The organism is Acinetobacter proteolyticus, assembly GCF_000367945.1.
GTDB classification, from domain to species: Bacteria; Pseudomonadota; Gammaproteobacteria; order Pseudomonadales; family Moraxellaceae; genus Acinetobacter; species Acinetobacter proteolyticus.
This window is the reverse complement of record NZ_KB849179.1, coordinates 567,077-584,476: the sequence shown is the minus strand read 5'-3', so window position 1 is coordinate 584,476 and position 17,400 is coordinate 567,077. Positions and strand designations below refer to the sequence as shown.

Here is a 17,400-nt window from a genome sequence, read left to right as displayed (position 1 = left end):
ATCGTAACCTGACCTTCTACATTCTGCTGTTTGCTCTTATAGCTTGCCTTGTCTTGCAAACTCTCGATATTCAGCGCTTTGGCATCGACTTGTACCGCCTTACCTTGAACTTGACCACCGATAATATTCGTCGCATTACCACTGCTGATACTGGTTAGGCTGTCTTTGGAACCAACATGACTATTAACATAACTGGTTTCAGTCCCATTACCATTTCCCTTACCTAAATTTCCACCCGCAGTTACACCAAGTGCCAAACCATTCGAGCCATAACTTACAGCCACACCCGCGTTCCAGCCTGCGCTCTTGTTGCCAGATTCTTCCTTGCTATTTTGTTCAGCCGCTTTGATATTTACATTCTGATCAGCCGCCAAATGTGTGCCTTTCAAGCCCATCACATCAGAGCCAATAATATTGATATTGGAGTCTTTACCTGCACCAGTGGCTACAATATTGGTCTTGCCACCTGCAGAAACCGTACTCTGATTCGCAGTGTTGCTTTCTGAACGATTAAACTCAGTATTCTTTTGCTCGCCGTAAGTGATACTTACACTCACATTGGCTGATTGTGCCAGATTGGCTGCACTTGTCGCAGCATCTTTGAGTTGTGCTAGTGTTTGACCCGCTTTATAAGCATCAAATCCAGCATTGGCTGCGGCCATCGCATTGACGCGATCATTTTTACTTTGGCCAACCTGTTTACTACTCTCCAATGCTGTTTGAACAGCTGAGACAACTGGTACATTCACAGCAAGGGTTAAACCCTTTTGTTCCATCTCATGTTTATACTGACTGGTACTTTGCTCTTTAGCCGCTTCAATCGTGACTTGCTGCGCCAAGATATTGACATCACCCTGTTGAGAAGAAACCGTACTACCTGTTTGCTGATAATTTTTACCGGCCACAATATTGGTATTACCGTTAAGGCTGCCAACCATTGAGCCACTATTGGTATGCTGGGTTTGTTCCTGTTCAGTTTTCTCTTTTTTAGAACCAATACTGATACCAAAACCACCACCAGAAATCAAACCCGATTTCTTGGTTTGGGTGTTGTGAATATTCAGATAGTTACTGTCTGCACCCTTGATTTCAATATTTTCTTTGGCTTGAATTTGAGTCAACTCATCCGATACCACCTCACTGCCTTGAATCTTGATATTCTTGGCATCAAGAATGACTTGCTTTCCATCTACCGTACTTGCAACAGCTTCATTTGCAACATCTTTAATATAATTTTGTGTGGTCTTTTTCTTTAAGAAACCTTTCTTTTTGGTTTCATCAGCATGCTCATAACTGCTGCTCTTACGACCCTCTTTGATGGTTAAATCTTCGCTGGCACTAACTAAAGTCTTGCCTTGCTCACTACTGAGCTGCGAACCTGTAATATCAATATTTTTGCCAGTTAGCGTCAAATCACCTTTCGATTGAATCTGATTACCCACATCCTGCTTTTGCGTACCAAAATCAAAATTCTTTTTATTGGTATAGCTATTGGTAACACGTTCAGTTTGCAACGTGTTCAGTGAGACATCTCCCTGTGTTTGGATCACACTTGAACCATTACTATTAATGATATCAGCAGCTTTTAGGCTGGTATTTCCACCCACACGGATATTTAGTGTATTTTTCAACGCATCGCTATTCTGACCATTGCCAACATAAATACCCGCTTTACGATCAATCTTGGTAAAGCCAAACTCATTTTGACCTGATTTATTGCTGTTACTGCTCAGGGTGCTGCTATGATTAAAGTTGCCACCAATCTCCATGCTAAGCGCATCTTTGGCAACAATCTGGCTGCCGATATTGTTCAGATCTTTTTTGGTACTGATCCCAATACGGTTCGCCTCTAAACGACCGTTCAGTTGATTGATGCTATTGGCATTGATCTTTAAGGCTTCACGGCCTGCAATGGTGGCACTGTTCAGCACGTCACCTTGCATATCCAACTGCACTTGGTCTGCGGCAATTAAAGTCCCGTCACCTTTTAAATCACCCACCTGAGATTTGACATAGACCTGCGGAACCAACGCTTTAGTCGTACTGCCATCTGGCAAATGAATGGTTTTCTCTTCCAGCCAGACAATATCACTGGTCAACTGCGCGATCTGGGCTGAGGTCAGGGCAATACCCGGTGTGAGATTAAACTGCTTGGCAAAAGTCAGTCCATTGTTCATCAAGGCTTTGTATTGCTCTTCATCATTGCCATAGCCTGACAAGAAACGGCGACCCGTCAATTGCGCAATCTGATCTTGTACCAGACGCTGCTCATAATAACCATCGCCCAGACGTTTTTGTTGTTTCGCAGGGTCAAGGCCGAGTGCATTCAACATATGGTCTGATGACAGCCATTTTTTGTAATTGCTAAAGGCTGGGTCAGTTTCTACCAAAAAGCCTGCCTGACTGTCTTTGGTTTGGATAAATAATGCATTACTCGGCAAGCGAATGCTTTTCTGCTGAACCGTACGGACTTCATAGCCTGTTGAAGTCTCGGTCTGCCCTAGGGTCTGTTGCGATGCATCCTGTTGTTTGGCAGCATCAACATTGTTCGAACCGTTCTGGTTGTCCTGATTGACAGGCTGGCCAGATTTAGCATCAATCTGCTTTTGTTCAGTTTGCTGCTGTTGCAGTTCAACTTTCCCAGCTTGCTGCGAAGCCTGAATATCTGTCTCAGCTTGTGTTGGCTCTACTGCTTTGATTTGGTGGGTCGGTGTACCAATGACCTGATCCCCACCATAGAGACCACTCAGTACAAAAGGTTCTGTTTCATCGGCAGGATTAAATCCGATTTGGGTCTTTCTGCCCGAATCATAGAACCATCTTATTGGATTCTTAAACTTCGTGGTTTTATTGGCCGTGTATGCTTTATTCTCAATACTTGTGCCTTGAACCGTTAAGGTTTTGGCCGCCAAAATCTGACTCTGATCATTCAGCACATGCTCCGCATTGATCAACATATTGCCGCCACTGATAATCTGCCCTGGGGTGCTGCTGATCACTTCTGGCACATAGGTTTCTTTATCGTATTCAAAGATGTTATAGGTTCTTAAGCGACGGCCATCTTTGAGTAACATCCACAAAAAGTTACCTTGTTTCTGGAATTCAACAATATCCTCTGAAACATCAATCCCCGGCTGGCGGTTATCCTCATAACCATGAACCTTGACCGATGACTCTAAAATCGCAGCATCCTTAACTTCAAAGTTTTCATTGATGTTCTCTATGCGTTTGGCATCAAGCTGCATATCCCCTTGAGATTCGATGGTTGCACTACGGTTATTGATCAGGTCGGCTTTGCCCTGTGCCTGATAATTGTCATCCAGTGAGCCGCCTATTTTGAGCTGTCCCATACTCAGAATCCAAGCATTGTCTTTGGAAACAGCATTGACCGCACCGCCAGCCTGATTATTCAGTGTGCCGATCCCGAGGTGCATATCACCACGTGAAGCAATCACGGCGCCTACACCGTCAAGGTTGCTTTTGTTATCGAGTGTTTGTGCCTGTATCGCAACATGGTCACCATAAATCCGTGCCCCATCATTATGAAGCTGCTGTGCCTGAATATGCGTCAGTCCAGCATTGATCAATCCTTGGTTATGGACTTTATTCTGCGCGATAAGATGCAGTTCGGCGCTGTTGATGCTTGCGTCTTTTTGATTCAGGATATTCTGTGCATTCAGATGTAGTTGCTTGCCTGCACTGATTTCAGATTGGTTAATAATGTCTTTTTCGCTACTGAGTTTCAAAGTGCCATTGGCTTTCAGCTCACTGTCTTTATGCTGGGTGTAATTTTGCTTCAAGCTGATCTCGGCATCACCCAGACTGATGATTTTACCTTGGTTAATCAGTTCATTGGCCTGAATGTTGAGTTGTTGCTGCGCCAATAACTCACCCACAGTATTATCAACATTCAGGCTTTGTTCGGCTTGATCGATATTGAGTTGACCAAGACTGGAAATACTGCCTTGCTGGTTATTTAACTGGCTTTGAATGCTTAAATTTGCCTGCTCACTGGCACGGATGGCACCTGCTTGGTTATTCAGTTCTTGGGCATTTAACTGAATATTTTTCGCATCCAGACCACCAATCACATCTTTGACATTGTTATCGCGGTTATCAATACGTTGTGCCTGTATTGCTAGCTGATCACCCGCCACAATATGGCTTGCACTGCCACTGTTATTGACCTGATCCACCTTGATTTGCACATTTTTCAGTGCTTGTATCTGACCTTGGTTGTTCAACACCCCAGCCGGATTTTTCTGTTCAATCAGCAGATCAGTCTGACTGCTCACTTGCCCAGACTGATTTTCGAGCTGTTGCGCCTGTATCGTGGTCTTGCCCGCAGACGCAATTAAACCACTTTGGTTCTGTAACTGCTGAATATTGTTGAGCTGTAATGTGCCCTGACTGAGAATTCCCCCTTTGTCGCCTGAATCCTGATTGATCAAATCATGATTTTGCGTATCAATTTGCAGGGTGCTTTCCGCCTGAATCAAACCCGCCTTGTTATTCACTGCTCCAGTTTGCAAATCCACGTGTTTCGACAGAATACGTCCGCTGGCATTTTCTAAATTTTGTTGTTGGGTATCGACACGCAATTGTTCTTGTGCCAGCATTTGCCCAGCTTGGTTATCCAAGCCTTGCGCCACCACATTTAGCGTTTTCGCCGCTGAGATTTCACCACTGTTATTCTGTACTTGCCCTTGTGCTTGAAGCTGAGTATCGCCTTGTTCGGCACGGATAATGCCAGACTGGTTATTCAGTGCACCGCTACGAATATCCAGCTGATTTTTTGCCGCCAGAATCCCTTGCTGATTATTCAGTTCCGCCTGTGTCTGTACCGTCATGTCAGTTGCGGCATAGATCGTGCCAAACTGGTTATCTACACGGCCTGCCGTCAGGTTAATCTTGTTTTTACTCTGAATCAGACCTGTTTGATTGCCGAGCTGTTGCGCTTTGAGATCGATCGTATCCGCCGCGTAAATCTCGCCAGCTTGGTTTTGTAGCTGTTGCTGAACCGTTAAATTTAATGCGCCTTGTTCTGCACGAATCCGCCCCGAGCTGTTGTCCAGTGTTTGCGCCTTGATTTCGGCTTGCTTGGCAATGATTAGACCCGATTGGTTATTGACTTGTCCCGTAGCATTTAAGCCCAACTGATCTTTGCTATACAGTGTGCCTTGTTCATTATTGAGATCGGTCACACTCAAAGCTACTGACCCGTTACTTAGCACTTTACCAGACTGATTATTCAAGCTGTCTGCCTTGATGCTGCTGTTACCAGCCGCACTGATCTCGCCTTCACGGTTATTGAGCTCTTTGTTCACCGTGAGCTGTAAACGGCCATCTTCGGCGCTTTGTAGCATTTGCCCTTTTTGATGGCTCAAACTGTCGGCACGCAATTCAATATTTTTGGCAGAGGTAGTTGCACGATCAAGATTGGCCGAACCTAATTCAAGTTGCATATTGCCATTGCTTTGGATCTTGCCATCCTGCGCGTGCAGGTCTTGTGCCGTGATCTTGAGTTGCTGATCTCCTGCATGCAGGATCGCACCTGCAACCGAACTCAGATTTTGGGTTTTAATTGTCGTGTTTGCTGCATTGCTGATGATTTGTCCAGCATCGTTATCAATCCTTTCAGCAATATCCAGTACCAAATCGTTCTTGCCCGTATGCTGAATCAGGCCTTTATTGTTATTGAGTTTTGAGGTGTTGAGCTGAATATCGGCCGCACTGTATTGACCTTCCTGATTGTCAGTACTGTTGGTTGCCTTTAAGCTGAGTTGCTGTTCTGCAAGTAACTTCGCCTGACGGGTGGTTAATTCGCTTGTCTCAACCTTGATATTCTTGGCTTGAACTTCACTGCCATTCAGGTCGGCACGGCGACTCGCATTGAGACTCACTTGGGTACCCGCCAAAAGCTTGCCTGCAATCTGCGCCTGCTCCGCGCTAATCTCCAGTGTTGCAGCATCATTATTCAGCTTGCCATCTGGGCTTAAGCCTGCTGCCCAAACACTGTCTGCATTGCTCTGGATCTGCTCGGCTTGAACTTTAACTTGATTCTGTGCCGCAAGCTGGCCATGTTGTTGTAATTGGCTGACCTTCAGTTTCGCCGAGTCACCCGCATAGATTTGTCCTGTATTTTGCAATTGCTGGCTTTGAATCTTCAGGTTTTTGGCGGCAATGATATTGCCTGCCGTATCCTTACGACTGCCGTTGTCAATCTGTGAGGTGTTGAGGTTTAAATCTTTTTGACTTTGAAGCGTGCCGCTTTGATTATTGATCTGTTGAGATTCAATAGTTAACTGTTGCCCTAAAATTTGACCTGCGCTGTTATCAAGTTGATCCGCTTTGATCGCAACATCGTGCTTGGTCGAGGCAATTACACCTTTCTGGTTATTCAGTTGCTCCGATTGCAGCTCGACATTGTTCACTGCCAGTAATTTACCCTCTTGGTTATTGATCGTCTTGCTATCAATCTTCAGTGCCTGTTCACTTTGAATACTGCCCGCTTGGTTATTTAACTGTTGTGAACGAATCTCTAGTGCTTGAACTGCATTTAACTGGCCTTTCTGATTATTGACATTGCTGGCTTGAATATCAATCTGGTTGGCAGAGAGCTTACCCCCTTGGTTCTCAAATACCTGCCCCGTAAATTTCAACTCAGGCAGTTGTAACTCACCGCCAGTATTATTGATCTTGTCCGTAACCTTCAAAGCCGTGTCATTATTGTTGCTGATTTTACCGCTTTGGTTATTCAGTTGATTTTCGACCAGAATAACGCCATCAGCGAATGTCTTTGGAACGATGTCTTTAGGTTGAATGACTTCAACTGTACTGGCATCCTGCGCGCTACTGTTCTGTCCCGGATTTTTAACAGTTGGTGGAGCTGTATTGCCGTTTTCTGAACCATTATTGCCATTTGAACTGTCTTGTAGCGCACGACCGATATGTCCTTGCTGGTTGTCCAGCGTCTTGGCCGTGATGTTGAGTTTTGATCCGCCGACTTGTTCAATTTGGCCCTTTTCATTACTTAAGTTTTTGGCCCTTAACTCCAATCGTCCAGCATTGATCACACCTTGGTTGTTATTGATATTGCCTTGGGCATCGAGCTTGATTTCATCCTGACTAGCAATCAGACCCGCATTTTTAATGTCCGTGGCCTGTAACTGAATCTGATTTTGAGTACTACTGATATTGCCTGTATTTTCAATATTCTGTGCCTTAAGTTCAATCTGATCTTTGGCCGCAACAAGATTACCTTGATTAATCAGATCCCCGTTGGCATTGAGCTTTAGTGTCGATTCGGTACTGCTGATCGAACCTGCATTGCGTACTCCCAGACCACGCTCAGTCCCCACCAAGAAAATCTTGCCTGCATACATGCCGCCCAATTTTCCGACATCCAATGCAAAGCCTGACGAATTACTTGCTGAACCATTCGCAATTGGGTTTGGCGTATATTGTGGTGTGTTTTGGTCTTTGACTTGAATATCATTTTGGCCTAACACGACATTGAGTTCTTTGGCATATAATCCGGCATTCACTTTCAATGCCTGCGCATAGACATCGGTAAATGGGGTCAAACTTCCATTGAGACCTCTGCCCTCAATAGTGACTTGTCCTTCACGCACCCGAAATGACTCAAGATAGCCTTGATTCATTACGGCTTGACCCGTCGTCAAACTAAAGCGATCAGCATTGATCACGCCGCAGCCATCACAGACCAAACCTGACGGATTGGCAATCACCACCTGTGCCGACTTGCCTGCAACCTCAAGGTAGCCCCTAAGCTGGCTTGGGTTACTACTGTTGACCTCATTGAGAATAACTTTAGCTTCACCTCTGGCAAGATTGGCGTTACCTTGCACCCAACCGCCAATCTGAGTTAGCGTGTTATTACGTGCATTATTCAGGATTGCACCTTCCTGCCCCACATCAAATTGCGTGTAGGTATTACGCGATACGCCACCAGCACTTGGGGTCTGAATATTGACCTGTACCGTACCATTAGCAGAATTGAGAATTTGTGGTTGTTGATTATTTGGTGCTGAACGGTCTGCAATAATTTGGGTATTGGCAATACTGCTTAATGGCATGATATAGACCACTGCGCCCAGCATACTGATTACGGCAAAATTCAGAGGATTCAGTTTTTTATAAGAATGGACTGATGGTGTCGCAGGCGCATCGGGTGCGACAGCACCACTTTGACCTGCTGTTTTAGTTCTGCTTTTTACAATTTCTGCAACCGCAATAAATAGACCACGTGCTTGGCTAAAAATAACGCGATATCGATTCTTATTCATACCTAAATACCCAATCTTTATTTATTTAATTAATTCAAAAAACAACCAAAAGTGTGGACTAGTACATCCAGTTCACACTGAAACCTGTCGTAAAATCATCGGTTTTAAAATATTCTGGTTTTTTCAACGGCGCACCGACAAAAGCGTCGTAGCTGACTGACTTAAACACCTGTCCACGCAAGCCCACAACTACACCTAACAAACTAGTGCCAACCAATGGGTTGGGTTGATACGCAGTGGTTCCACTCACTTCACCATAATCAATGCCGCTGTACCACTGCATTGGAAGTTTCGCAATTGAGCCGCTCAGTTCATTGCGAACCAAAAAGCCATTATCAGCCATCAGGGTTTGTTCACCATCAAAACCACGTACTGTGTAACGGTTACCAATCGAGAAGCGGTCTTGCGGTGTCAGTGCTTTGCTGCTGTGTTGCATGCGCCACTCAGCCAAATATTGTAAGTTCTGCTGGCCGACTTGAAATGGCACTTGCAAACTGGCATTGGCCTGTAAAATACCGACACGGGTATATGCTTCGTTAAATTGTTCTTCTGGTGCACGCATCGCACTAAATGCACCCGTACCTCGTTTATAAGTGACATTACCTGTCAGCGTGGCATTGGCTAAATATTCACTATGATCTAAGCTGGCTTTCCAGCCTGCGGTTTTTCGACGCTGCACTTCCACTTCAACATCATTGATAAAGTTCTGCGACTCACGATACCAACCACCAACACTCGCAGAAGTCTTCCGTTTGGCATCTCGGTACAACACACGGGATAGATCAGCGCCAATTAACTTACTTTTACCGCTATAGTTATAACTTTGGTTCGCACCAGCAACCGTCTGGTTATAATTGGATTGGCTATAACTGGTATTCAATAACCAGTATTGATAGGGAATGCTATAACTGAGGTAGAAGCCATCTGTACCTCGTTTACCAGAGTCACCACCACCTAAGTCGTGATTATAACTGCCATAAAACAGGTCATTTGCAGTCAATAGATTATCTAAGGACAAGGTTGCCGTGCCTTGATATTTACCCGTTGAGTCCGATCCTGCATCATCAATACCCAAATGCAAACGATAGGGTTTGGATTGTTGCCAAGCGAGTTCTAAATCACTATAACCAGGTTCAGTACGCTGCTCTGAAGGCTTAATTTTAAAATCAGCTTCAACGGTTGGCACTCGTTTAAAATTTTCCAGACCTTGTTCAATATCACGGACATTCAGAATACCGCCCGATTTAATCGGTAATGCATTAAATTTATGTGCACGTTTTGAAGTGCCTTCAACAAATTGAATTTGATCGACCTTACCTGCAACCACTTTAAGCTGGATCGTACCTGAAGCAATATTCTGTTGGGGCAACAACATTCGTGTCGTGACATAACCGTGGCTGATCAAATCGTTCTGGATCAGATCGAGGGCCTGATTGAGCCCCTGTACCCCGATACAGCGTCCAATCAAATTATATTGGCCCTGTGTCACTGGGCGCATGGCAAAAGTAAACTGACGAGCATCTTCGCCGATCATTACAAATTTTTTGATTTCAAAACAAACTTCTTCACTGTGCGACTTCAAAAACTGAAGTTGTGGTTTGTGTTGTAATTGCTTTTCCAAACCAGTTTGAACGGATGGTTCAGGCTGTATTTGTTTCTGTAAAGCGTCATCGCGTTGTTGCTGGCGCTGCGTAGCATCGGGCTGTATGGCTGCACTCGTTGGTGGTTCAGCAGCATAAATTGATGTTCCAAGTAAACTTAACATAATGAATATTTGGTTTTTTTTCATTTTTTTAGATTCACATTAAACAAATAGTAAAAAATTTTAATTGGATTATTACCAATTGGTTAAGCACTGTAAATAAAAAAATGATTTTTATCTCTTTTTTTATCATTTGAGTGATCAATTTAACAATAAGTACTTGTTAGAAAGTTTTACTCCGTTTTGCTGAAATGCTAGCTTGATTAGATATTGAGACTCATTCAAAAATTATCTTTTCATTAAAGATTTACACTCCTTTATTCAAAAATAATTTTTACTTCTAGAACCCAAGACCTCCCCAATAGCATCAAAATTTCAAATACAAAACAGCATGAGCCATCTTTCAAGTTCGCTCTCCTTTCGATACTTGACTTCAACTCGATTAAATTATATACATTAATAATGATACGTTTCGTATCATTATACAAAACTACAAAAACAGGTGTATAAAATGGTAGGACTAATTGGAATAGTCTTGTCCTTAATATTGTTGATGTATTTAGCATATAAAGGATTTAGCGTAATCGTACTTGCGCCCTTACTGGCATTATTTGCTGTCGCATGGAGCGGTCTCAGCGACCAACTACTTGGGTTTTATTCCCAAGTGTTTATGACAGGTTTAGGCGGTTATATCATCAAATACTTCCCTCTATTTTTACTAGGTGCAGTATTTGGAAAATTAATGGAAGATTCTGGCTCTGCACAAACCATTGCCAATTTCTTTGTTGAAAAGCTTGGTCATCATAGAGCGATGCTTTCGATCGTGCTGTCTTGTGCAATTTTAACCTATGGAGGTGTTTCACTTTTTGTTGTCGGTTTTGCAGTTTTTCCGATTGCTTCGGCATTATTTAAAGAACTTGGCATTCCTAAACGCCTGATCCCCGCAGCGATTATGCTAGGTGCACTCACCTTTACCATGACCGCATTACCAGGCACACCCGCAATTCAGAATGCAATCCCAATGCCTTTTTTTGATACTGATCTCTATGCTGCACCTGGTTTAGGCGTTTTAGCATCCATCTTTATTTTGATCACAGGCATGTGGTGGCTCAATCGGCAAGTTAAAAAAGCGGATTTAAGTCTCGAAGGATATGGCAACCATCTCGAAAGTCATCTTGAGCAAAATCCAACGAGTGCCAAGCCAAGTCTTATGGTCGCGTTTATTCCAATTTTCATCGTGATTGTGAGCAACTTAGTCCTCACTAAACTGATCTTACCTTCACTGGATACCGCCTATTTAGCAACGGATCAATTTGGGAATACCTCACTTAATTCAGTGATTGGATTATGGGCAATTATATGCGCCTTGGTTCTGGCTTGTTTAAGCATCATTGTTCTCAACTGGAAGTCTATTGTTGATATCAAAAACTCAATTCAACAAGGTGTTTCCTCATCCTTTCTACCTATTTTTAATACCGCCTCAGAAGTCGGCTATGGTTCAGTGATTGCGTCTTTGGCGGGCTTTATTATCTTACGAGACTTTCTTGTCAGCATTGCACCCAACAACCCACTTATTTCAGAAGCAATCGTGATCAATGTATTAGCAGGTATCACGGGTTCTGCTTCAGGTGGTTTAAGTATTGCACTGAATACCATGGGAGAAACCTATAAGAATTTGGCCTTCCAACATGGCATTTCATTGGAACTGATGCATCGAGTTGCCTCCATGGCTTCCGGTGCACTGGATTCACTTCCCCACAATGGTGCTGTGATTACCATTATTACCTTGTGTGGTTTAACCCATAAACAATCTTATTACGACATGTTCATTGTCGCCGTCATCATTCCACTGATCGCGCTGAGTGGTGTGATCACACTGGGAACAATATTCGGTTCATTTTAAAAACAATCAATTTTGACGTTAATACGGAGAATTAAAAATGTCATTTTCAACACACCTTCCAAGGATTATGGAAATTGGAAAAAATGCGAGAGCTAAGCTTCCAATGATTCTAGAAAGCTTAGGCACAAGCAAGCCACTCATTATTACCGATAAAATGATGGTTTCACTTGGCTATATCAAGCAAATTCAAGACCTGTTAAAAGCAGCACATATAGACAGTGACTATTTTGATGGAACCATTCCAGAGCCGACCTCTAGCTCCATAGAAGCAGGTGTGAAATATATTCAGGCGCAGCAGTATGATGCGATTATTGCGATTGGTGGTGGCAGCCCAATCGATAGCGCCAAAGCGATCAGTATCTTGAGCAAACACGGCGGTGACATCTCTGATTATAAATTCCCTAGACAAGTCAATGAGCTAGGTCTGCCCATCATTGCCATTCCAACCACCGCAGGAACAGGCTCCGAATGCACGCGTTTTACCATTATTACCAATGACAAAACCAGTGAGAAAATGCTGTGTGCTGGGCTTGGTTTTCTGCCAATCGCGGCAATTATCGACTACGAACTTACCATTTCGCTGCCGCCACGGACCACTGCAGATACAGGTATTGATGCGCTTACCCATGCCATTGAAGCGTATGTCAGTAAGAAAGCCAGTCCATATAGTGATGCGCAAGCGCTTGCAGCGATGAAACTGATTGGCCCAAATTTACAGATCGTTTATCACCAGCCCAACAATGAGCGAGCACGTGAAAAAATGATGCTCGGTTCAACTTTGGCAGGTATCGCTTTTTCAAACGCCTCAGTTGCATTGGTACATGGTATGAGCCGACCCATTGGTGCTTTCTTTCATGTTCCGCATGGCTTATCTAATGCAATGTTACTTCCCCTCATTACAGAGTTTTCTATTCAGGCAGCTCCAGAACGCTATGCCGACTGTGCCAAGGCAATCGGTTGTGCACATGCAGATGATGCGATTGAGGTCGCCAATCAAAAGCTCATAAAAACCTTAATCGCGATTAATCAAGATTTGAAAGTCCCCACATTGGCTGAGTTCGGGGTCGATAAACCATATTTTGATGAGGTCGTTCAGACCATGGCTGAGCAAGCACTGGCCTCGGGCTCACCATCCAATAACCCTATCGTGCCGACGCTTGAGCAAATGGTCAGCTTGTATCAACAACTTTGGTCAGCATAAAAATCTTTCATTTTTTATAACAGAGGATAAATTCACATGGAACTCATTGGACATTTTATTCAGGGTGCAATCAATACAGCACATACACGTACGCAAGCCGTCTATAACCCGTCATTAGGCATACAAACAAAAGAAGTCGCACTTGCCAGTAAAGCAACCGTGGAGGAAGCGATTGCAGCGGCAGAAGCAGCTTTCCCAGAATGGCGTAATACTCCAGTCATCAAACGGGCTCGCGTCATGTTTAAATTTAAGGAATTGCTGGAAAACAATGCGGAAAAAATCTGCCAGCTGATTGGTGAAGAGCATGGCAAAATTGGACATGATGCCGCAGGAGAATTACAACGTGGCATTGAGAATGTTGAGTATGCCTGTAGTGCCCCCGAATTTTTAAAAGGTGAATTTAGTAAGAATGTTGGACCTGCAATCGACTCATGGAGTGAGTTTCAACCTTTAGGGGTTGTTGCAGGAATTACTCCGTTTAACTTTCCAGTTATGGTCCCGCTTTGGATGTTCCCAATGGCCATTGTGTGTGGAAATACATTCGTGCTTAAACCTTCCGAGCGTGATCCATCCTCCACTTTATTTATCGCTCAACTGCTCAAAGAAGCAGGACTGCCTGATGGTGTATTGAATGTAGTGAATGGAGATAAAGAAGCAGTCGATACCCTACTACATGACCCTCGTGTGCAAGCAGTTAGTTTTGTCGGTTCCACACCCATTGCAGAATATATCTATCAAACTGCGACTGCGGCAGGTAAACGCTGTCAGGCACTAGGAGGCGCAAAAAACCATGCCATTGTCATGCCCGATGCGGATTTAAATAATGTGGTCAGCTCTTTATTAGGTGCAGCATTTGGTTCATCGGGCGAACGCTGCATGGCCCTTTCTGTCGCAGTCGCTGTGGGTGATGACATTGCAGATCAAATGATTGCAAAATTATCCAAAGAAATCGATTTGCTCAAATATGGCCCATACTCCAATAAAGACAATGATTTTGGTCCAGTGATTACGGCGCAACATAAAGCGAAAGTGATTCACTATATTGATAGTGCAGAACAACAAGGTGCCAGCGTGATTGTCGATGGTCGAAATGCGGCGCCTGAAGGCTATGAAAATGGTTTTTATGTTGGTGCGACGCTGATTGATCAAGTAACACCGAATATGACCAGCTATAAAGAAGAAATCTTTGGTCCCGTACTGCAAGTCATTCGTGTAAAAACCATGCAAGAAGCCATGGATCTGATCGACAGTCATGAATATGGAAACGGCACCTGTATTTATACCCGTGATGGTGAAGCCGCACGCTATTTTAGCGATAACATTAAAGTGGGAATGGTCGGCATCAATATCCCACTTCCAGTCCCTGTGGCGTATCATAGTTTCGGTGGTTGGAAGCGTTCACTGTTTGGTGATTTACATGCCTACGGGCCAGATGGTGCTCGTTTCTATACCCGTCGTAAAACCATTACTCAACGCTGGCCAAGTACCAATGTCCGTGAAGGCGCGCAATTTTCAATGCCCACACTCAACTGATTTAGTTACCCACTAAAAAGAGTGAGCATTCTGCTCACTCTTTTTACACATCAATCAATTTATTTAAATCATTTGCCGCCTGACGTAACAAAGGCTCATATGACACGAGATCTTCAAGAGACTTTCTTATTGTGGGTGCATGTACATAAAGACAGGCTACAATGGTACCTGCTCTATGAATCGGGACTGAACAAGCCACCATTCCCGAAATAAACTCTTCATTATCAGTTCCAAGTTGATTCAAAAAAATTTGCTCCAGATTTTCCTCAAGTAAACCTGGATCGGTAATGGTATTTTTGGTGAGTTGTACAATCGGGAGATGTTCTAATATATTTTTCCTGCGATGCACAGGCTGAAAACTTAAAAACAGTTTTCCACTCGAAGTACACCACAAAGGCACAGTCGCACCCACTGGTAAATACACCTGTAGCGGCCAATTCGCCTGAACCCTGTCGGTGTAGAGCATTTGATTATCACTGAGTATCGCAATACCACAGGTTTCATTAATCTGATCAGATAATTTTTGCAGGATTGCCAAGCGTTCCATCTTTCGAGGTTCCTGCTCCCAAGCATTCATCAGCAACTTATAGGTGCGATCACCTAAAATATAACCACCATACATATCCGTCTTCACAAACTTTTCTTGTTCTAAAGTTTGCAATAAACGATGGATACTTGGCTTTGGGATATCCAACTCTACTGAAAGGTCTAAAGGTGATGGTGGATGTTTTGCAGTTGAAATTGCCTCAATAATGTCTAAAACTCGAGTAATGGATGAACCTTTTTTATTCATTTTTAAGTCCTAAAACCTGCATGTAGCCAATTTCTTTTCGAATACAGTACATCTATATTTATGAAAGTTACCAATATTCAAGATAGTAATCGTGTTAGGAACATGGATTCAAGTCATTCTTCCGCTATAAACAGGAAAGTTACTTTCCAATAAAGAATCAAATAAGCTGGCTTATAAGAGAATAATTCTCATATCTAACAATTCATTACTTGAGCTTGTGTGAGCTTCTTGGCATCGTTTGTCAGTTGCTTCATTATGGGAATCTCCTGCCGATGGCTAGTCCAGCGCAAGCTATAAGACATAAATTACTTAACACTTTCTTTTCAAGACATTCTGTTTGGTTTCTTTGTATTTTTACTGCTTTAACCATTACTTGGTTTAAATTTACCTATACCCCACATACCATTTATTATTTTATATCCGATACGCTTTTAAACGGTCTTTGGTTAGTCACTGGATTACTCAGCGTTGTTGGTTTACGCGATTTACTGCAAAAGAAACATGCCATTTTAAGAAACTATCCAATTTTGGGACATTTTCGTTTTCTGTTTGAAGATGTTCGCCCTGAAATTCGTCAATATTTCATAGAATCAGATCAAGATGCCCTGCCTTTTTCACGTATGCAGCGTAGCCTTGTTTATCAACGTGCAAAAAATGAAAATGCAGATAAGCCCTTTGGTTCAATCATTGATGTCTATGATCCAAACTATCGCTTTATTGTGCATTCAATTGCGCCTTGCCCACCTGCGAACCCAGAATCTTTCCGCGTCCTAATTGGTAATGCGCAATGTAGCCAGCCCTATAGTGCATCGATCATGAATATCTCTGCCATGAGTTTTGGTAGCCTGAGTGCCAACGCAATCCGTGCATTGAACAAGGGTGCACATTTAGGCAACTTCTACCACGATACAGGTGAAGGTAGTCTAAGTCCCTACCATTTAGAGCATGGTGGCGATATTGTCTGGCAAATTGCCAGTGGCTATTTTGGTTGCCGTACCGCTGAAGGCTTATTTGATCCAGACAAGTTTGCACAGCAAGCCAAAAATCCGAATATTAAAATGATTGAGGTCAAGCTTTCCCAAGGCGCGAAACCAGGTCACGGCGGTATTTTACCCAAGCATAAAATCACTGAAGAAATTGCTCGTATTCGTGGTATTTCCAGAGACCATGACTGTGTTTCCCCTTCTAAGCACCCAAGTTTTAACACCCCAATTGAAATGATGCATTTCATCCAAAAACTCAGAGAGCTTTCAGGCGGTAAACCTGTTGGCTTTAAACTATGTATTGGCCAACCATGGCAATTTATGAGCATTGTCAAAGCCATGCTCGAAACCAAAATTGTGCCTGACTTTGTGGTGGTTGATGGTTCCGAAGGCGGAACTGGTGCAGCGCCAATCGAGTTTAGTGACTATATTGGTACGCCACTCAGAGAAGGTTTACGCTTTGTACACAATACACTGGTGGGTGCAGGTCTTCGCAGTCAAGTTAAAATTGGTGCCAGCGGTAAAATGATCAGCGCCTTTGATATTGCCAGCACCTTTGCCTTAGGTGCGGATTGGGTCAATTCCGCACGTGGCTTTATGTTTGCAGTAGGTTGTATCCAAGCCCAAAGCTGTCATACCAACCAATGCCCTGTTGGTGTTGCGACGCAGGATAAAGATCGCCAAAAAGCGATTGATGTGCCAAGTAAGGCTGAACGTGTGTTTAACTTCCATAAAAACACGCTCCATGCCTTATCTGAAATGATTGCAGCTGCAGGTTTACATCATCCATCCGACATTAAAGCGCATCATTTGGCGCAGCGTATGAATGACCGTGAAATCAAAAATTATGCACAGATCCATTTCTTCTTAAAAGAAAATGAATTGCTGCACAGCGATTTAAACGATGATGAGAATTTCTACTATCGTATGTGGAAAATGGCGGATGCCAATCAGTTTTAATATAAACGTTTAAGCC

Annotated in this window: 7 protein-coding genes; 4 read left to right on the top strand and 3 right to left on the bottom strand. The window is 43.4% G+C overall.

Features of this window, described 5'->3' with window-relative positions; all coding sequences use genetic code 11:
• The coding region (locus F993_RS14060) for a two-partner secretion domain-containing protein (protein WP_004653203.1) at positions 1–8,309 on the bottom strand (8,309 nt) is incomplete at its 3' end.
• A 58-nt stretch (positions 8,310–8,367) separates the two neighbouring features.
• Positions 8,368–10,074: a ShlB/FhaC/HecB family hemolysin secretion/activation protein gene (locus F993_RS14065; protein ID WP_004653202.1), complete on the bottom strand. Its 1,707-nt coding sequence runs from the start codon at positions 10,072–10,074 to the stop codon at positions 8,368–8,370.
• Between the two features lie 448 nt (positions 10,075–10,522).
• On the opposite strand from F993_RS14065, the gene F993_RS14070 reads away from it, so the two are divergent.
• The 3 genes from F993_RS14070 to F993_RS14080 are packed head-to-tail and all read left to right on the top strand — an operon-like array spanning position 10,523 to position 14,648.
• On the top strand, positions 10,523–11,914 hold the full coding sequence (locus tag F993_RS14070; protein ID WP_004653200.1) for a GntP family permease: 1,392 nt from the start codon (positions 10,523–10,525) through the stop codon (positions 11,912–11,914).
• Positions 11,915–11,951: 37 nt separating this feature from the next.
• Positions 11,952–13,115: an iron-containing alcohol dehydrogenase gene (locus F993_RS14075; protein ID WP_004653199.1), complete on the top strand. Its 1,164-nt coding sequence runs from the start codon at positions 11,952–11,954 to the stop codon at positions 13,113–13,115.
• 36 nt (positions 13,116–13,151) lie between these two features.
• Positions 13,152–14,648 (top strand): CoA-acylating methylmalonate-semialdehyde dehydrogenase, encoded by a 1,497-nt coding sequence (locus tag F993_RS14080; protein WP_004653198.1) that lies wholly within the window; start codon positions 13,152–13,154, stop codon positions 14,646–14,648.
• 43 nt (positions 14,649–14,691) lie between these two features.
• On the opposite strand, the gene F993_RS14085 is transcribed toward F993_RS14080, so the two are convergent.
• Complete coding sequence (locus F993_RS14085; RefSeq protein ID WP_004653197.1) at positions 14,692–15,441, bottom strand: IclR family transcriptional regulator; 750 nt, start codon at positions 15,439–15,441, stop codon at positions 14,692–14,694.
• A gap of 272 nt (positions 15,442–15,713) precedes the next feature.
• Between F993_RS14085 and F993_RS14090 the strand changes: the two genes are divergently transcribed.
• Positions 15,714–17,384 (top strand): FMN-binding glutamate synthase family protein, encoded by a 1,671-nt coding sequence (locus F993_RS14090; protein WP_004653196.1) that lies wholly within the window; start codon positions 15,714–15,716, stop codon positions 17,382–17,384.
• Positions 17,385–17,400 lie beyond the last annotated feature (16 nt).